Origin of the sequence: Corynebacterium sp. MSK218 (genome assembly GCF_030232655.1) — a bacterium.
Taxonomy (GTDB): domain Bacteria; phylum Actinomycetota; class Actinomycetes; order Mycobacteriales; family Mycobacteriaceae; genus Corynebacterium.
In genome coordinates this window covers 1-16,902 of the sequence record NZ_JASPGN010000017.1, presented here as the reverse complement: position 1 = coordinate 16,902, position 16,902 = coordinate 1, and the positions used below count along the sequence as shown (strand labels likewise).

16 protein-coding genes and 4 pseudogenes are annotated in these 16,902 nt (G+C 56.5%); 10 read left to right on the top strand and 10 right to left on the bottom strand.

Annotation, left to right across the window (positions count from 1 at the left end):
* Positions 1–39: 39 nt before the first annotated feature.
* Positions 40–618: pseudogene (locus QP922_RS11800) on the bottom strand (transposase family protein); the annotation flags it as partial.
* A 214-nt stretch (positions 619–832) separates the two neighbouring features.
* On the opposite strand from QP922_RS11800, the gene QP922_RS12950 reads away from it, so the two are divergent.
* Positions 833–1,075: a TIGR02391 family protein gene (locus QP922_RS12950; RefSeq protein ID WP_350309359.1), complete on the top strand. Its 243-nt coding sequence runs from the start codon at positions 833–835 to the stop codon at positions 1,073–1,075.
* A gap of 150 nt (positions 1,076–1,225) precedes the next feature.
* Here QP922_RS12950 and QP922_RS11795 read toward each other — a convergent pair whose 3' ends face one another.
* Together QP922_RS11795 and QP922_RS11790 are read right to left on the bottom strand one after the other, a co-directional pair.
* The gene (locus QP922_RS11795) at positions 1,226–1,903 is read right to left on the bottom strand and encodes a hypothetical protein (RefSeq protein WP_284809692.1); all 678 of its coding nucleotides are present in this window, start codon (positions 1,901–1,903) and stop codon (positions 1,226–1,228) included.
* Positions 1,904–2,375: 472 nt separating this feature from the next.
* Positions 2,376–2,585: pseudogene (locus tag QP922_RS11790) on the bottom strand (IS701 family transposase); the annotation flags it as partial.
* Positions 2,586–2,698: 113 nt separating this feature from the next.
* Between QP922_RS11790 and QP922_RS11785 the strand changes: the two are divergent.
* From QP922_RS11785 to QP922_RS11775, 3 genes and pseudogenes are all read left to right on the top strand, one after another.
* Positions 2,699–3,484: a DUF6414 family protein gene (locus tag QP922_RS11785; RefSeq protein ID WP_284809691.1), complete on the top strand. Its 786-nt coding sequence runs from the start codon at positions 2,699–2,701 to the stop codon at positions 3,482–3,484.
* A 170-nt stretch (positions 3,485–3,654) separates the two neighbouring features.
* Positions 3,655–4,620: an AAA family ATPase gene (locus tag QP922_RS11780; RefSeq protein ID WP_284809689.1), complete on the top strand. Its 966-nt coding sequence runs from the start codon at positions 3,655–3,657 to the stop codon at positions 4,618–4,620.
* Positions 4,621–4,707: 87 nt separating this feature from the next.
* A pseudogene (locus tag QP922_RS11775) lies at positions 4,708–4,996 on the top strand (IS701 family transposase); the annotation flags it as partial.
* A gap of 234 nt (positions 4,997–5,230) precedes the next feature.
* On the opposite strand, the gene QP922_RS11770 reads toward QP922_RS11775, so the two are convergent.
* The 6 genes and pseudogenes from QP922_RS11770 to QP922_RS11745 all read right to left on the bottom strand — a co-directional run bounded on the left by QP922_RS11770 (position 5,231) and on the right by QP922_RS11745 (position 9,038).
* Positions 5,231–5,671, bottom strand: coding sequence for a GNAT family N-acetyltransferase (locus tag QP922_RS11770; RefSeq protein ID WP_284809688.1), 441 nt, complete (start codon positions 5,669–5,671; stop codon positions 5,231–5,233).
* 487 nt (positions 5,672–6,158) lie between these two features.
* Positions 6,159–6,363, bottom strand: a pseudogene (locus tag QP922_RS11765) (IS256-like element ISCau1 family transposase); the annotation flags it as partial.
* A 186-nt stretch (positions 6,364–6,549) separates the two neighbouring features.
* Entirely contained in the window at positions 6,550–6,810 is a 261-nt protein-coding gene (locus tag QP922_RS11760; RefSeq protein ID WP_284809686.1) for a hypothetical protein, read from the bottom strand.
* A gap of 9 nt (positions 6,811–6,819) precedes the next feature.
* On the bottom strand, positions 6,820–7,809 hold the full coding sequence (locus QP922_RS11755; RefSeq protein ID WP_284809685.1) for a serine hydrolase domain-containing protein: 990 nt from the start codon (positions 7,807–7,809) through the stop codon (positions 6,820–6,822).
* On the bottom strand, positions 7,809–8,315 hold the full coding sequence (locus QP922_RS11750; protein WP_284809684.1) for an ArsR/SmtB family transcription factor: 507 nt from the start codon (positions 8,313–8,315) through the stop codon (positions 7,809–7,811). Before QP922_RS11750 ends, QP922_RS11755 begins: the two co-directional genes overlap by 1 nt.
* A gap of 51 nt (positions 8,316–8,366) precedes the next feature.
* Positions 8,367–9,038, bottom strand: a complete 672-nt coding sequence (locus QP922_RS11745; protein WP_070671372.1) for a 3'-5' exonuclease — start codon at positions 9,036–9,038, stop codon at positions 8,367–8,369.
* 95 nt (positions 9,039–9,133) lie between these two features.
* Between QP922_RS11745 and QP922_RS11740 the strand changes: the two genes are divergently transcribed.
* From QP922_RS11740 to QP922_RS11725, 4 genes are read left to right on the top strand one after another with little or no spacing between them, the layout of a single operon-like run.
* Entirely contained in the window at positions 9,134–10,444 is a 1,311-nt protein-coding gene (locus tag QP922_RS11740; RefSeq protein WP_284809683.1) for an ATP-binding protein, read from the top strand.
* A gap of 54 nt (positions 10,445–10,498) precedes the next feature.
* The gene (ligA, locus tag QP922_RS11735) at positions 10,499–12,523 is read left to right on the top strand and encodes an NAD-dependent DNA ligase LigA (protein ID WP_284809682.1); all 2,025 of its coding nucleotides are present in this window, start codon (positions 10,499–10,501) and stop codon (positions 12,521–12,523) included.
* Complete coding sequence (locus tag QP922_RS11730) at positions 12,520–13,290, top strand: HAD family hydrolase (protein WP_284809681.1); 771 nt, start codon at positions 12,520–12,522, stop codon at positions 13,288–13,290. Before ligA ends, QP922_RS11730 begins: the two co-directional genes overlap by 4 nt.
* Complete coding sequence (locus QP922_RS11725; protein ID WP_284809679.1) at positions 13,287–14,048, top strand: HAD family hydrolase; 762 nt, start codon at positions 13,287–13,289, stop codon at positions 14,046–14,048. The genes QP922_RS11730 and QP922_RS11725 overlap by 4 nt, the downstream gene beginning before the upstream one ends.
* Here QP922_RS11725 and QP922_RS11720 read toward each other — a convergent pair.
* Positions 14,045–14,704: an ACT domain-containing protein gene (locus QP922_RS11720; RefSeq protein ID WP_284809677.1), complete on the bottom strand. Its 660-nt coding sequence runs from the start codon at positions 14,702–14,704 to the stop codon at positions 14,045–14,047. The two genes, QP922_RS11725 and QP922_RS11720, sit on opposite strands and share 4 nt — an antisense overlap.
* Positions 14,705–14,905: 201 nt before the next feature.
* Here QP922_RS11720 and gatC point away from each other — a divergent pair, with 201 nt between their 5' ends.
* Positions 14,906–15,208, top strand: a complete 303-nt coding sequence (gene gatC / locus QP922_RS11715; RefSeq protein WP_239187939.1) for an Asp-tRNA(Asn)/Glu-tRNA(Gln) amidotransferase subunit GatC — start codon at positions 14,906–14,908, stop codon at positions 15,206–15,208.
* A gap of 1 nt (position 15,209) precedes the next feature.
* Positions 15,210–16,694: an Asp-tRNA(Asn)/Glu-tRNA(Gln) amidotransferase subunit GatA gene (gene gatA / locus QP922_RS11710; protein WP_284809676.1), complete on the top strand. Its 1,485-nt coding sequence runs from the start codon at positions 15,210–15,212 to the stop codon at positions 16,692–16,694.
* The last annotated feature ends 208 nt before the right edge of the window (positions 16,695–16,902 follow it).

The window sequence follows — 16,902 nt, the reverse complement described above, 5'->3', positions numbered from 1 at the left end:
GTTAAGGGACATTTCGTGTGGATTTGCGGCGTGTCGCGTTTAGGGACATTTCGTGTGGATGTAGGAGCGTCCGACCCAGCCTTTTCTTACGCCTAAGCTGGGGTTCCATTCGTTGTTGATGCCGGTGTCGAATGTGACAGGTCGCCCGTCTGGGTGGCCGCGGCGTTTAAGTTGTTCTTTCGCCCAAGCCTTGCGTGCGGCTTGTTCTCCGTGGCGTCCGAAGTCTTGTTGCTTGGCTATTTCTAGTGGCGGTACGGGGTCTTCGATGTGGGTGAAAAGCCACCAGTCCATGGTGATGCGCTGATGCTCATCGAACATGCCACGATGATTTCCGGCTAAGTCTTTGAGCTGTTTGGTGATGCCGCCTTCCAGTAGGTTTGTGGTGGCTTTCAGTTACTCGTATGAGCTTTCACGCAGGCACCAATGCCAGACGATGACGTGTGTATCGGTGCAGGCTACCAGCAGGCATTTCTTGTGAAAGTAAGTGCCGTCGATAAAGACCTGGTCGTAAACTCGATAGGGGTCAGTAGACGTGGGCACAGTGATAAACCACAAAAGCTTGAACCACCGGGTTAACGTGCGCCTGGTTACCCCAAGCCGTTTGGCTAAATGGTCGGCTACATCTCAGAAGGCAGATACCCTCTCTGAGGCCGCACGTCTTACCCATATGGTCCGGGAGGAGCTAACCCGGCGGGGCACTCCGCCACGAGTCCTGAAGTACTGTGAAGAAGAGGTTTTCCGGTACGGGTATTTCCACGCAATTCTTGAGTCTGCCAAATCGGTGTTCGACACGCTACCTAGCATAACAGGACTTGATTAAGATGGAGCCGCTCTGGCAGATACAGCCTTGAGCCTAAAGAGTGGCAAGCTGCGCATCGACAGCCTGGCAACAGAAACTGAACGCAATGAGCAGAATGGATTCAATAGCTTAGTGAAAGTAGTGGCGTGGATGTATCGGACTCCCACTGCACACGATCCTCGGTTGAATCGTTCCATAAGGGACACAGAGCTTTACGAAGCACTGACGCTTTTCCCCATGATTCATCGGCGTCTTGACGAGGCATCAGTCAGATAACCCACTCGGCCTCCTCAATTCCTTTCCCAGACGATGCGTACGAGCGCTGCCGTGATCCGAGTGCACGCATGCGTTAAAAAGAATGACGACCTGAGCTCATTAGCGGGGCGAAAACACGGGCCGGTGGTGACGTCTTCAGACCTCGAGTCCTTACTTGCCCAACTTCTTTTCGAGCCGAACTATCCGTTTGTCCCAATCTCCGTCCCAGCCTGCGTCTCGGGCGTCGACACAGAGGTCTAGGGCTGCTTGGAACTCTTTCTGCTTCTCATAAATAATCGCCAGCTGCTTAAATCCCGGATGTCCGGGGAGAACCTGTGGACCGAGCTCTGTGTGCACCACCCGGCCTTCGAACAAGTGAGCATTCTCAGGCAAGAATCGTCCTAGCCCGGCGTCAAACATTGCCCCCGCCACGTTCTTTTCCAGCGAAATCATAACCTTGCAAGTAGCAATTGTTTTGGCCAGGAATTCTGGTTCGTCACGCCTACGGTAGTACGCCTTCATTGTGTCGCTGAGAGCAAAATGCCTATCGACGGGTGTCGTGTAGGGGGCAGCGAAATGATGCCAGGATTCTGAAAGTTTTATCCAAATGCCCTTGTCACTGTTCCGATGGAACCACTGAGTAAGTAGCTGAAGAATTCTCGTAACATCGACGTCTGCGGGATCCAGTTGGCTGTCTCCAACTGTGAGCACAAGAGGGTCCTTGTCGATCACGTCACCATCCGTATGCTCCGCATAAACCTCCCTGATGCGCTGTTTCTCCAGCTCCGTAAACATCGTGTTCCACCAGGATTCGAGGCCGTACGCCTCCAGTAACGTTTTCTGCATCATGCGTACGAGAATAACTGGTCCCCGACGAAGACAGGCGCGGATGAAAAGCGCCTATACATTACGGCGCCTTTGAAACATAGGGTTACAAGACTTCTGCCAGCCGTTTCCCAAGCGCAAGGTTTTTGTTTCCAACTGTCGCACATCGACGCCTTTCCATCTCCCGCGATCACGGTGGACAACGACGACAATCTCTCCACCGAACGACCAAGCTGCTCATCAGAGGCGTAGAGACTCTGCCAGTGGTAGACCACTGTTTTTGATCAAAAAGCATACCGAAGGCGTAATTCCATAGTGCGGAAATCAACCGGTTAAAGCAACACCATGAGTGTGCCACCCATCTGGGCAAGTTAGCGGTGCGCTTGATGCAACGGCCAGCCAGCAACCATTCGGTACTGACTGAAATGAATATTGTAACATGCCCTATAGCGCTTTGCTAGAGGCCTCTCGGCCGGTGGCAGTACGGGCAGTGACCTCACCAAGCGGATGACGGCGGACTGGGCCCCTCCGAATACGGTGTAGGTATCCAGCCCGCCGTCTGGGCTTTTGGATCATCCACCGACCGTTTCATCCCGACAAACAGATGCGCCACAATCACCAAAGTGACGTGGTGGTGCTGACCCTCGGAATGATCCAGCCCCAAACCATGCTTGAGTTCGCGGTAATCGAATTCGATGCGCCACCGGCCGAGAGACACCTAACAAAGCACTGCCAGGGACTGCAGTCTTGTGGGTCAGATCCAATGTATTAATAACGTATACTAATATAAAGGACTAAGTTTGATCCGCAGGAGTGCAAATGGCAGGTAAAAAGCGTGAGAGCCAGGAAATCGTAAAGGTTGTCTATTTCGACCAGGAGACCGCGTCCGACTATCTGGACATCGTTGCAGGAGGTAATCTCTCTACAACTAAAGAAGATATTCGCAACCGAACCAAAGAAGCTCACGCAGACGTCGATGCAAAAATTAGCGCGAGGCTGAGTTGGTTGCCTTTTCTGCGAGGCTCTGCTGATCTGGGGGCTGGCGCGGAAGCCTCTATTGCGGGCGAGAGTATCCTTAGCAAAACGCTGGCTAACACCATCCTCACTGACTATCTAAAATCTGCAGGTGAGGACGCGAGGATTAGGAAGCTCGACGGTTATAGTGTTTTCGCGGCTCAAAACTCAATGGCATTTATGAAGATTTACACCCCATTCATGATTGCTGCTCGTACCGAGGATGCAGACTTCGATATCGCACGGATGGATGAGGCTTTAGAAAAAGCGAAGGGGTACTACGAGTTGCTTGGCGAGAACGACAACGGCGAGAAGGTTATACTCCGATTTAATATTCGTGCCTTTCGAAACAACTATAGTTTATCGGATTTAACCCGGATGAACTTGGTTTTCCACGGTATTGAAGTCGGACGAACGACTGAGGCAAGCCTGAACATTGAGTCCGAAATGGCCCAAGGCGCAACGGGCACTCCGAAACTAGTAGATCTGGTTCCAGATTCCATGCAAGCAGGTCTTGGCTCTAGGGTGGACATAGGTTTGCCGGTTTTTGATGTAGTTCTTGCTGCAGTTGAAGGCAAGGCGGCGGAGTGACTCGCAGCATGAAGGCGGAAATCTATTATGGTCCCCCCTCGTGGTTTGAAGGGCGGACCAACACAATCGGATCAGAGTCATTCTTAGACATTGTCTATGAACGAGACAGTAGGGCGCGGGAGCTCGTAATAGTGCAACGTGACGCGCCTCCTACCGAGGACCAGGCCCCTGTGGAAAGGCCAGAGCATGTCGTCGTCAACTCTGGTGATTATGCGAGCCTGGTCGAGGCAACGATTTCCAATTTCGGCGGTCTAATTCGGTCTATCGATCCCAAGAATATTTACTTAAACAATCCTCCACAAGTGGTCCGCTCTCATGTTCAGCGCATTGCGGAAGTGACGGAGATCCACTACGAGTACGGTGGATTTAGTCCCCAACTTCTTCGAGAATTTTACGACGGTTTTAATGACCACTTGGTCGGGCAAGGTTCTGTAAAGGATGAGCTTTTAGCCGCTATGTATCCGTTAGCTAGCCAAAAAGGGAACGGGCCGGTAGTCGTGATGTTTTATGGCCCGTCGGGTGTTGGCAAAACTGAGACCGCCAAGTTCATCAGCAAACTCACTGGCGGAGACCTTTTCCGTAAGCAATTCTCCATGCTTCATAGTGAAAAGTTTGCCTCCTACGTGTTCGGAGGCAGTCACCAAGAACCCTCACTCGCACATGACTTGATGGAACGAGAGTCCAACGTGATCCTGTTCGATGAGTTCGATAAGGCGAGTCCAGTCTTCCATAGCGCCTTTTACGAATTGTTTGACGAGGGCGTTCTGGAAGACAAGAACTATCGTACGAAGGTGGGAAGCCCGCTCATCATCTGCACGTCGAACTATGGTTCCGAGGAGGCGGTGAAGAAGGCATTGGGAGAAGCACTTTACTCCCGTTTCAATGCGTTTATTGAGTTTCATCCCTTGAGCGTCGAAGAAGTGAGTTTAATTGCAGATCAACTCATTGACTCAAAGGTGGGCAAACTAGATTCAACCGAACAGGCGCAACTAAACGTCGAAAGCCTTAGAACTCAGATGAAGCAATACTCTGGGCAATTTGGAAATGTCCGCAAGTTGAGCAGCAGTATTGACCAAGTGATTGGGTTTGAGTTAGCGACGAGCCTTCTCAAGAATACTCAGAGCGAGAGGTCCTAGTAGTGCTTTGTTAGCTCATGTGGTGGGGTGTCTGCAGGAGCAGATCTGCACATATGAGGACAGATGAGATTGAGCGGGTGCGCGGGGCCCCGCAATCTGGACGGGTCGTTGCCGAGGTGCTGGTTACGGGCCGAGTGGTCCGACGGCGCAGCCGAGCCCAGTGACTACTGGTTATTGACCCAGGATGAGGGCACCCCGATCGAGGAGTTGTTCCGGTGGGCGAAGATCCACAGGCCGCATCGAACATGACTACCGGGAGTTGAAGCCCGGGCTGGGCCTGGATCATTCCGGGGGCCGGACCTGGCTGGGCTGGCATCATCACGTCACACTGGTAACCGCGGCACACCTGTCTGCCACCGGGCAACGCTTGGCCAACGACCTGGGCCACAAGCCCCGGAGGCGGGCTGAGTTTCTACGCTGTCCCGGCAGACCACCAGGCCGCCGTCATCCATTTGCTGGGTCAGTGCCCTTACTACCACCGCGCGGGCCCACCTAACGAAGTACTACTAAGGGTTCTTAATACCACGTGATGGCCACCTCAAAGTGAAAGTTAATTTAAGTGCGTTCGCTACCTTGTCCCTGCTCATGGGTTGACTGCCTCATCTCGGCGCTATAGCGGCGAAGCGTACATCGGACGGAATCCGCTTTCATCAGGCACGATTAAGTCCCACCCTAAAGATTGCCAGAATCCGTCCGATGCTACAGCCAGCGCCAGCAGTTGCCGCTGTGGGCACTGTTCTGCCACCCAGTGAACGATTTCTTTTCCTATGCCACGACCCCGATGAGCAAGCCTGACGTCGATGAATTGAATCTCGATCACGTCGGGGCCATCCATTGGCAGGGGGTAGGCGGAGTCACGCCAGTAATTCCGGTGAGGCTTCAAGTCCAACTCCAGTAGCGCAACTTGTTCACCGCCATCGCGCACCTCGTACCATTCATGGTCCTCGGATAGTCGGTATGTGCCCAACCAATGCTGGTTGAACTCATAATCACCAGCAATGTCCTGCGAGAATGTCATGGGGTCGGTGATGGGATGAAACGAGAGGTCCATGTCATTATCATACTGCCTGTTCCGCAGGGGATTTAACCTGTGCAATTCATCTGTCACGGCCGCATATCGCCGGATCAACGGTAGCCACAATTCGCGATCATCCTCCGGTGCTGAGGGGTTTAGTACAAATAGAGTCTGTCCGCCGATAACACGGCGTCCGCAGCCACCCCGCTAAAAGACCACTGCTGCGGTGGTTTCCTGCGCCGACGAGTACTACACCGACCGGGCGAACATCGAATCCGTCATGCGCTTAATTACGCTTTAATCTACGCGTAGTCAGTCGTAGATCGTCGTACCTCAGTATAGGAGGACCACTCCGAAAACACTCCTCTCGCTGCAACGATCCTTCATAAGACCATCTACGCCCACTAACGAATATTACGAAACTACAACCCTGGGTGTCGCGGGGCGAGTCCCGTCAGTCACTCCGAATAGACCCCGCATTCTGCTTGAGCAGGATGCGGCTTAAGGGACATTTCGTGTGGATTTAGGAGCGTCCAGCCCAGCCTTTTCTTATGCCTAAGCTGGGGTTCCATTCGTTGTCGATGTGGGTGTCGAATGTGGCAGGACGCGCGTCTGGGTGGCCGCGCCGTTTGAGTTCTTCTTTCGTCCAAGCCGCGTATGCCGCTTTTCCCATTGCGTCCGAAGTCTTGATGCATGGCTAGCTCCAGTGGATGTGCAGGGGCTTCGGTGCGTACGTCGCCATAGGGATTAACCTAACCGCACCAGCTGCGGCTCACCTACCACAGAGCTAGTGCTATCCGGTGTTGATTTCAGAGATCGAGCCGTTGGAACCGATTTAAAATCAAGCTCAAGGCGTTATCCCAGGCTGTTCCGGGAATCCGCATCGATCTATCCACACGAAATGTCCCTTAAGCCTACGTGTGGGGTGCCTTCGGTTCGCCAGCCCGCCACGCCACCGCGCCGGCGTATACAGCGCATGCCGCGACGAGGGCGTACCACCAGCCAAAACTGATGGATGCGTTCCAAGGGAGGGCGTAGCCGATGACGAGAAGTGTCAGAGCAGTAATTGCGGCTGACACGAGCCGCGAGATGGTGTGGCCGGGCGTGGTGAGTGCGCGCCACGCGGACCAGAGGAGTGCAGCGATGATGACGATGATGCTGAGGGTGAGGAACATGGGGTCTCCTTAGAGGGCGTCGAGAAGCGCTCGGGCAAGATCTTCGGTACCTGTTGGGGAGTCGTTGTTGGCGAAGGCGGCGCGTTTCTTATCTGGGTCGATGATGAGCATGGTGGAGTAGCCGTAGGTGCCGCCGTTGTGCCAGAAGCCCGCGCCCTCCTCGTTCGGCTGCCAACCGTATGTGGCATCGCCGTTGTCCATAAACCACGAGGCAAATTTCGCCATATCGCTTGCTGTAGAGCGAATTGCGCCAGCCGGAGCGGAGCCCTCCATTTCCCAAGGTTGGGCGTGGCGGCCGGTGGTATGGAGGCCGCGCGGGGCGTCATCGGGCACGGAGCCCGGAGTCATGAGATAGGTGTCGCTCATCTCGGCGGGTTGAAAGATGCGTTCTTTTAAAAGCTCTTCATAAGGTTTTCCAGCTGCGGTTTCGAGCAGGTGGCCTAGGAGGGCATATCCCAGGTTTGAGTAGGACTCTTCGCCACGATTCTTCAACTCCGCCTTTGTGGCTGCATCCATGATGTCCTCGACCTTTTCACCTTGGTAGGGATTAGCACCGGTAATCCCGGATGCGATTGAGGAGAGGAGGTTCGTATTGGCCAAACGGGGAAGGCCGGAGGTGTGGTCGAGCAGTTCGCGCATGGTGACGTCCGCGACGGGCGCGTTGCCTACGTCTAGGACTTCGCCCACGGTCGTGTCAAGGCTAAGCACGCGCTCCTCGACGAGCTGGTGGGCAATCTCGCCCGTAAACATCTTGGTCACAGAGCCGATTTCTATTTCAGTATGTTCGTCTGCGCCCAGTCCAGCAAAGGTGGTTGCACCGTCGCGGATGGTAAAAGCGGTGAGCTGGTGGAACCCGGGCTCGGAGTGGTCTTGGAGTTGAGCGGCTAGATTTTTGTCCCCGGTGACATCCGAGGCAAGGGCGATGCGCTGCGGGCCGGCAAGGATGAGAACGGCGGCAACAACGATGGCAGTAATGGATGCTAAGACAATCTGGCGCATTAGTGAGCCTCGCTTGCTGTGATGATGGTGAGCAGTGGGATAACGCGGGCAGAGCGTATGGAGTACTCGCCGCTTGTCTTTGTGGTCCAGCCGGCGTTGGTTAAGGCACTGAGATGGTGATAGGCGGTGCCGGTGGAGGTAACGATTCCTTCTTCGACGAGCTCGGCGGCTGTAGCGGGGGCGGCGAGGAGGCGACGCAGGATTTCACCGCGGACGGGGTGGGCGAGTGCAGATAGGCGCTCGAGGTTTTCCGACCAGCTTTCATCGGTGACAAAAGTGGTGGGACGCTGCCACTGGTAGGCATACGCGCGCCTGCCCAGGGTGATGTTGCCTCCGAAGATGACGGAGCCGTCGGGAAGCTCCCGGTTGGGCTCGAGGGCTTCGACCAGCCAGTAGGTCGATTCCGCCTTCGAGGTTTCTGGTGTGCGCGGGGTGTTGGTGTGGCCTTCGAGCGCGGCTACGCGCGCTTCGAGTTGGGTTAGGCGTGCTTCGACTGTCATTTCCATGATTTCTAGAATTCCAGAACTCTAGAAACTTGGCAAGGGTGGTGGTGTTAATTAAGAAATCATCGGCCACGCGGTGGAGACATCCGAAGCATCCCGACCGCGTCCTTCCAGGTACTTCTTGAAGGACTCGCGGTCCTTGTACCACTCCACGGCCTGGTACTCCATGAGCTCGTTGGTATCCATCTGGGCTAGCTCGGGGAAGTGCTGACGCACCTGCTTCCAAGCCACGCGGGCGGCCGCGAGGGCGTCGGCAGTAGCCTCGTGTGCGTTCGATAGCTCTACGCCGTAGTGCGCGGAAACCTCCCCCAAGGTGCGCTTGCCCTTGCGCCACTTGTCCTTGACGCGGTCAATGACGAACGGGTCAAAGACGGGGCCGTTCACCGTGAAGTCCCCGGTCAGCGCGCGCAGGACTGAAAGGTCATAGGCGGCGTTGTAGACAATGAGTGTGAGGCCATCCTCCCAGGCCTGATAGATGGCATCGACAGTTTCTTTGAGCACTTCCTCGTGCGGACGGCCCTCCGCACGGGCCTTCTCCGTGGTAATACCGTGGACCTTGGCGGCCTCTTCGGGGATCTCCACGCCTGGGTCAGCGAGCATCTCCTGACTATTGACGTCGCGCCCATCGATGCGCACCAGGGCAGAGGTGACAATGCGGGCTTCTTTAGGGTTCACGGAGGTGGTTTCGAGGTCGAAGGAGAGCATGCGGGTGGCGTCGAAGTTCATGGACAACACTCTAGCGCCCGGCTCGGACATGCATTATGGAAGTGCTGCAGAATGGCAAACGGACTCCTGCAGAATGACGGACGAACCACTGCAGAATGACGGATGAAGTCTTGCAGAATGACCAACTGCAGGTAAAATGCAGTTTTATGGAACGTTATATTAGGCGCGGTATGGAGGGGTTTGCCCGAGAGGCGTTGAGTTTTTTCCCGGTTGTGCACGTCACAGGTGCACGGCAAGTGGGAAAGTCGACGCTGACACAGCATCTCGGTATTGACCGTGCTGTATATGTAACGCTGGATGACCCCGCTGCTCTTTCATTGGCAGAAGAAGATCCGATGACCTTTGTCCAGCAGGGCGGCGACGGAACGTTGATTATTGATGAGATTCAGCGACTTCCGGAGCTCACTCTGCCGTTGAAGGCTGAGGTTGATAGAGACCGCCGGCCTGGTCGCTTTGTCATTACTGGCTCATCTGACTTTGCTCGGGGAATAGGAAGGAAGGACTCGCTAGCGGGAAGAATCATTGATCTCCATCTGCATCCGTTGAGCCAACAAGAAATCGGCGAAACAGTAAGCGACGGAGCCTTTGTAGATAGGATAGACGAACTTATCGGTTTACCTGCGCGTTCTACTCCCTCGGAAGACGTAAATCGGGCTAGCCTTGTGGATAAGGTTCTTAAGGGTGGCTACCCGCTAGCGCTTGAGCTACACGATCGGATGCGCCGTGCATGGTTTGAGGCGTATGTTTCCCATGTGACCGTGGTTGAGGAAACGCTTTCCCGGGAAAGCGCACAGCCGGGAAGGCTGCAGTCATTGTTGCGTTTACTTGCAGCGCATCAGGCGGGGGAGTTGGTTCCGGCGAAGTTTGCACGTGAAGCGGAAATCCCGGCATCCACTGTCCGCTCGTACCTTGATACTTTGTCAAGGTTATTTCTTTCCTCACAGGTGAAAGCGTGGAAATCGAATCTGACGTCGAGGGAAATTTCCAAGCCTAAAAGCTGGGTCACTGACTCTGGTTTGGCTTCATGGCTAGCGGGGCAAACCCGAGACGTGCTTATGGACCCACTGGCCCAGTCACACCTGGGGCATGTGGTGGAAGGGTTTGTGATTCAAGAACTTTCTGCCCAGCAAGGATGGGCAGAAAGCGAGCATCAGCTTTTTCATTGGCGTGATAGTACGGGGATGGAAGTGGATATTGTCATCGAATTTGCTGACAACTCTATCGCTGCGCTCGAGGTTAAATCCGGATCAACCGTGAAAGCAGGTCAGATTCGGCACGTACGCACTTTGAGCGAAAAATTGGGTCCGCGTTTCCGTGGAGGCTTTGTTTTGGCTCCTATTCCTCACGTGCAGCCCCTGGGTGACAAACTATGTGCGCTTCCGATGTCATATCTGTGGCGCAAGTAGGCTGTTTGTGCAGGCCGCGTATCGTGTCCAGCGGCCCCGCTACACTGGTTAACCGTGAGTGATGCAGTAGATATCCAACGCGAATGGTCCGAGCTTGCCCAGGAAGTGCGCAAGCACCGTGAGCTGTACTACAACGGTGAGCCGTCGATTCCGGATGCGGACTTTGACGCGCTTTTCCAGCGGTTGCTGAAACTGGAGGCTGAGCACCCAGAACTGCAGACTCCGGATTCCCCAACCCAGCAGGTGGGTGCCGCTCCGGAAGGTGCTGTCGACATCGAGCACTTGGAGCGCCTGTACAGCTTGGACAACGTCTTTAGTGCTGATGAGTTGCAGGACTGGCTGGACCGGACTCCTGCGAAGGCCTATCTCACCGAGTTGAAGATTGATGGCTTGTCTATCGATTTGGTCTACCGTGATGGCAAACTAGCCACTGCCGCCACGCGTGGTGATGGCCGCGTAGGCGAGGACATCACTGCCAATGCGCGCGTCATTCCTGATATTCCGCAGGAGCTGACCGGAACGGAAGAATACCCGGTGCCCTCGCTGGTTGAAGTCCGCGGCGAGGTGTACATGCGCCCGGACGAATTCGAGGAGATCAACTCCGCGCGCCGCGAAGATGGCAAACCTACGTTTGCCAACCCGCGTAATGCGGCCGCTGGTGGTCTGCGCATGAAGAACCCAGAGGATGTTAAGGAGCGCCGACTCCACATGGTGTGCCATGGTATCGGTGCGCGGGAAGGCTTCCATCCCTCCTCCCAGCATGATGCGTACCTAGCACTGGAAGCGTGGGGCTTTCCTGTCTCGCCGTATACCAAAAGGGTTGCCAGCGCCAAGGAAGTTCAGGAGCAGGTTGCGCACTGGGCTGAGCACCGCCATGATGCCTACTTCGAGATGGACGGCCTTGTGGTCAAGGTTGATGACTTGGCCAGCCAACGCGCACTGGGCGCAACCTCGCGCGCACCGCGGTGGGCTATCGCATACAAGTACCCGCCGGAGGAGGTGACCACGAAGCTGCTCAACATTGAGGTGGGAGTCGGCCGCACGGGTCGCGTGACGCCTTTTGCGATTATGGAGCCGGTGTTTGTCTCCGGCTCGACGGTTTCCATGGCGACCTTGCACAACCAATTCGAGGTCAAGAACAAGAATGTGCTCATTGGGGACACCATCATCATCCGCAAGGCCGGCGAAATTATCCCGGAGGTCCTCGGTCCGGTGCTGGACAAGCGCGATGGTAGTGAGACTGAATGGGTCTTCCCGGAGAATTGCCCTGCTTGTGGCACTAAGCTGGCTCCCCAGAAGGAAGGAGACCAAGACTGGCGCTGCCCGAATACGCGCAGCTGCCCCGCGCAGCTCGCAGCGCGCCTCGAGTACTTGGCTTCTCGCAAGGCGCTCGATATCGGTGAATTAGGGGAGAAGGCCGCGGCAGATCTCATTGCTTCCGGCGCGCTCAAGGACGAGGCGGATCTTTTTGACCTCGATGAGGAAGCACTGCTTAAGTCTTCTATGTACACGACGAAGAGCGGCAAGCTTAATGCTTCCGGCAAGAAGCTGCTGGAAAACCTCAAGACTGCGCGTGAGACTGACTTTTGGCGCGTGCTCGTGGCACTGTCCATCCGCCATGTAGGCCCCATCGCGGCCCGCGCGCTCGCCACGCGTTTCGGATCGATGGAGGCGCTGCGTGAAGCCTCCGTCGAGGAGCTTGCTGATACCGATGGTGTCGGCGGCATTATCGCCGAGTCCTTCAAGGCTTGGTTCGAGGTGGACTGGCACGACAACATCGTCCAGAAATGGAGCGCCGCAGGCGTGACGATGGCGGATGAAGTCAGTGACAAACCCGAACAGACCCTGGAGGGCCTCACCGTGGTGGTCACCGGAACTCTAGAGAACTTCACCCGTGATTCTGCCAAGGAAGCCATCATTACTCGTGGTGGCAAGGCCTCTGGTTCGGTTTCAAAGAAAACCAACTACGTCGTTGTGGGAGAAAATGCTGGCTCCAAGGAACAAAAAGCTCGTGACCTTGGGCTGACCATCCTCGATGAGGCGGGTTTCGAGCGTCTTCTGGAGACCGGCGAGGCATGAAGCTAGCTGCCTGTGACCTTGACGGCACCATCTACTTCGATGGGCACATGCCGGAGGAAGTTCCTGCGGCTATTGCAGAATGGCGCGCTGCGGGCAACCTTGCCGTCGTGGCCACAGGCAAGTCTCCTTACGCGATGCGGCGGGCGCTGGAGCCCTTCGACATCGACTTCGACTACTACCTCTTGTGCAATGGCACGGTCATCCTTGACGGTGAACAGCGGCTTCTCTATGAGAACCACGTCCTGCCGGAGGCCGTGCGTGCCGTCTACGAGTACGTGCGTGACATTCCTGACTTAGACCTCTATTGCACGCGTCTCGACGGCCCCGACGGGCACCTTGTGCGAAACGTCAATGGCGTACACAACCCCATCATTACAAACCCGGTTCCGGTTCCATCTATTGCGATTGAGCAGGAAGTCTTTCCCCTTGTTGCGGCGTGGACGCCGGGGAACGCGGATCTACAGCATGACATTGCGTCGTGGGTATCGGCACGTTTCGACGTCGGTACGGCGCTCAACCGCAACTTCTTCGACATCACTCCACCCGGGCATGACAAGGGCTTTGCCTTGACATGGTTGATGGATTACCTCGCACTTGACCGAGCGGATACAGAGGTCATCACCTTGGGCGATGGTCACAATGACCTGCCCATGCATGCGCTTGCCGACGTCCCCCTCACCTTCCCCTGGGCACATTCCACCGTCCGCGAGGCATGTCATTCAATCGTAGACTCCGCCGTGGAGGGGCTACTAAGGTATTCATCATGAAGATTGTGGCTCTGGATATGGACGGCACTGTTTACGTCGATGAGATCATCACGGAGGCGGTCAAGGAAGCAATTGCCGCGTGGCGCGCGTCCGGCAATCTCGCTGTTTCCGCCACAGGTAAGTCCATTGCTAACGCCCGCGGTACGCTCGAGCCCTTTGGTGTGGAGCTGGACTACCACGTGCTGTACAACGGCACGGTTCTCACCGACGGGGATTACGCGGTCCTTCAAGAAGAGCACTTGGATGCCGATACTGTCACGGCCATTGCTGAACGCTTCACTGGCAAAGCCCTCAATATCTACACCACCGGCTTGACAGGGGCCGACCAGATTGTGTGGGACGGGCTCTCCGGCCAAGAGTCATCGATGGTGGCAGGAGCGCAGAAGGGGGATCTGGGGGACGTCGCCAAGCGTGACACCGTACTTATGTCCCTGTGGATTCCCGGCGATACCGCGTTGCGCCACGAGGTGGACGAGTGGGTTCGTGCGAATTTTGACGTCGAGTCATCTTTCAACTGCGATTTCTACGACATCATGCCGCCGGGCCACAACAAGGGAGAAGGCTTGACGCGGCTTCTGGGTAGCCTCGGCCATGAGAATGCCGAGCTCTACACCTTTGGCGATAGTTTTAACGACCTCTCCATGCATGCCATAGCTACAGAGTCCTTTAGCTTCCCGCACGGAGAAATTGGCGGCCATGTCGACCACATTGTGCCGGACGTCGCCGCGGGGCTCAATGGCCTGCTGGAGCGCGCCTAGCTCAGGAATGCACCTAAAATAGCGCCCAAGTCACCGAGGTGCTCAACCTCTGAGGCCAGGTAGTCCGGACCGCCCACGCGGCCCATCACTACAACGTACTTGGTGCCGACGAGGGGAGCGGCGGCCAGCGTGGAATCGAGCAGTGCCCAGGACTCCGGAATCCACGTGTCCTTCTCCGGATGGAGGATGCGGGCAGATTCGATGTTGAGATCAGTGGGGATCGTGCCATCGTCGGCAGGCGCGGCGTCGGAAGACGCAATACGTGCGATTGGGTCTTCATTAGTAATCACGATGGCCCACGTAGAGGTCAGCGCCTTGGGGATTGCCGCGCAGACTTCCTCCATTGCGGCTGTCACATTGCGACGCGAGGCCACGGTGGCGAGCAAACGGATCTGGCCACGGCGATCGACGCGGCCACTGAACGGGCGGATGGAATCAATCTCCACGCCGTCCACCGCTTGCGCAGCGGTGATAATCTCATCCGCCATGGTGGTCTTCGGCAAATCGAGGACGATGTCATCCATAACGGTGCCGTCGGGGAAGTTCTCCACGATGTCCACAGAACGAATATCGCCCTCGATCTCTCCGAGGGCGTTGGCTAAAAGGCCAAGGCTACCAGGGGTATCGGGGAGAAGGACACGGACGAGGTACGACATATGTTTCTTTCTCTGGGCGGGATTGTGAAGGAGAATTAATAGGATAACCTAACGTGATCTATGGTACACAAGCGTCCGAATACTATTCAATAACCTCGGTGGTTTACATGTGCCAGGAGTGGTGGTGGCGACGGCGAACGCGTGCAGTACCATGGGTGCTTAGCTATTAACCGTCTCGATGAATAAAAGGATGGAGTTCGCGTGTCTGATATTTCGCGTGACGAGGTTGCGCACCTGGCAAAGCTGTCGCGACTGGCCCTGAGCGAGGAAGAACTGGAGCAGTTCGCCACTCAGATCGATGAGATCGTGGACTCTGTGTCTGCGGTAAGCAAGGTCGATGCGGAAGGTGTGGAGCCGATGTCGCACCCGCACTCCGTGGTTGCCCCAATGCGTGAGGACGTCATTGTGCGCACGCTGACCGCAGAGCAGGCACTTGACCAGGCCCCGGCCTCGGAGGATGACCGTTTCATGGTTCCGCAGATTCTGGGTGGAGGAGACGAATAGGATGGCACAGTTTATTGCGCCCACTGAGGGCATTACTTCTCTGACCGCTGCTGAGCTGGCTCAGAAGATCCACTCTCGCGAGCTGACCTCTCGTGAGGTTACCCAGGCTTTCCTGGATCGCATTGCAGAAACCAACGATGAGCTCAACGCCTTCCTGCACGTAGGTGCTGAGGAAGCACTGGCGGCTGCCGACGCCGTCGATAAGTCCCTCGACGCCGGCGAAGAACCCGCTTCCGCCTTGGCGGGCGTGCCGCTGGCGCTCAAGGATCTTCTCGTCACGACGGACGCTCCGACGACCGCTGCCTCCAAGATGCTGGAAGGCTGGGTCTCGCCTTACGACGCCACCCTGGTGACCAAGCTGCGTGAGGCCGGCATCCCTATCTTGGGTAAGACGAACCTCGACGAGTTCGCTATGGGCTCCTCGAATGAGAACTCCGCTTACGGCCCCGCCCACAACCCCTACGACACTGAGCGCACCCCGGGCGGCTCCGGTGGAGGTACTGCCGCAGCACTTGCTTCCGGCCAGGCTCCGCTGGGCATCGGTACCGACACGGGCGGCTCCATTCGCCAGCCTGCTGCGCTGACCAACACTGTCGGCGTGAAGCCGACCTATGGCACCGTGTCCCGCTACGGCCTTATCGCTGCTGCTAGCTCTCTGGATCAGGCTGGCCCGACGGCTCGTACGGTCCTCGACACTGCGCTGCTGCACGAAATCATCGCCGGCCACGATTCCTTCGACGCGACCTCTGTGGACAAGCCGGTCGCTCCGGTCGTTGAGGCCGCTAAGGAAGGCGCAAACGGTGACCTCTCTGGTGTGAAGGTCGGACTCATCAAGCAGTTTGAGCGTGATGGCTGGCAGGACGGCGTCATGGAGGCCTACCATGCTGCCGTTGAGCAGTTGAAGTCCCAGGGCGCTGAAATGGTTGAGGTCGACTGCCCGCACTTCGACGATGCCCTGGCTGCTTACTACCTCATCATGCCGTGTGAGGTGTCTTCCAACCTGGCTCGCTTCGACGGCATGCGCTACGGCCAGCGCGTCGGCGACGACGGTACCCACTCTGCTGAAGAGGTCATGTCCCTGTCCCGTGCCGCCGGCTTCGGCCCTGAGGTTAAGCGCCGTATCATGCTGGGTACCTACGCCCTTTCCGTCGGTTATTACGACGCCTACTACTTGCAGGCTCAGCGCGTGCGTACGCTCATCGCCCAAGACTTCGCTCGTGCCTTCGAGCAGGCCGACGTTCTAGTATCCCCAACGACGCCGACCACAGCCTTCAAGCTGGGCGAGAAGGTTGAGGATCCAATGGAGATGTACAACTTCGACCTCTGCACCTTGCCGCTGAACCTCGCGGGTGTTTGCGGCATGTCTGTACCTTCTGGTTTGGCCTCCGATACCAACCTGCCGACAGGCCTGCAGATCATGGCCCCTGCCTTCCAGGACGATCGCCTCTACAAGGTGGGCGCTGCTTACGAAGCCGGCCGCAAGTAACGCACGCTGAACTACTTCGAGCACCTCCCGACAGCCGCCAGACTCACCTCTGGCGGCTGTTGCTTTACCTACGGCCTCCTTCACTTCGGAACCGAGTGCATTTCACCCGACCCATCGCTTCGTCGTTTCACACGACGGGCCCATTTTTGAGGTTTGGGCTTTTGAGCGAGTTCTTGGTTTGTCTTCGTCGTTTGATTCGACGGCTGGG

What these genes read in the sequence shown, in the direction of transcription:
- QP922_RS11770 (WP_284809688.1), bottom strand. Translation starts at nt 5,671, where the DNA reads ATGGACCTCTCGTTTCATCCCATCACCGACCCCATGACATTCTCGCAG.
- QP922_RS11785 (WP_284809691.1), top strand. Translation starts at nt 2,699, where the DNA reads ATGGCAGGTAAAAAGCGTGAGAGCCAGGAAATCGTAAAGGTTGTCTAT.
- QP922_RS11750 (WP_284809684.1), bottom strand. Translation starts at nt 8,315, where the DNA reads ATGGAAATGACAGTCGAAGCACGCCTAACCCAACTCGAAGCGCGCGTA.
- QP922_RS11755 (WP_284809685.1), bottom strand. Translation starts at nt 7,809, where the DNA reads ATGCGCCAGATTGTCTTAGCATCCATTACTGCCATCGTTGTTGCCGCC.
- QP922_RS11725 (WP_284809679.1), top strand. Translation starts at nt 13,287, where the DNA reads ATGAAGATTGTGGCTCTGGATATGGACGGCACTGTTTACGTCGATGAG.
- QP922_RS11720 (WP_284809677.1), bottom strand. Translation starts at nt 14,704, where the DNA reads ATGTCGTACCTCGTCCGTGTCCTTCTCCCCGATACCCCTGGTAGCCTT.
- QP922_RS11795 (WP_284809692.1), bottom strand. Translation starts at nt 1,903, where the DNA reads ATGATGCAGAAAACGTTACTGGAGGCGTACGGCCTCGAATCCTGGTGG.
- QP922_RS11730 (WP_284809681.1), top strand. Translation starts at nt 12,520, where the DNA reads ATGAAGCTAGCTGCCTGTGACCTTGACGGCACCATCTACTTCGATGGG.
- QP922_RS11740 (WP_284809683.1), top strand. Translation starts at nt 9,134, where the DNA reads ATGACGGATGAAGTCTTGCAGAATGACCAACTGCAGGTAAAATGCAGT.
- QP922_RS11760 (WP_284809686.1), bottom strand. Translation starts at nt 6,810, where the DNA reads ATGTTCCTCACCCTCAGCATCATCGTCATCATCGCTGCACTCCTCTGG.
- QP922_RS11745 (WP_070671372.1), bottom strand. Translation starts at nt 9,038, where the DNA reads ATGAACTTCGACGCCACCCGCATGCTCTCCTTCGACCTCGAAACCACC.
- gatA (WP_284809676.1), top strand. Translation starts at nt 15,210, where the DNA reads ATGGCACAGTTTATTGCGCCCACTGAGGGCATTACTTCTCTGACCGCT.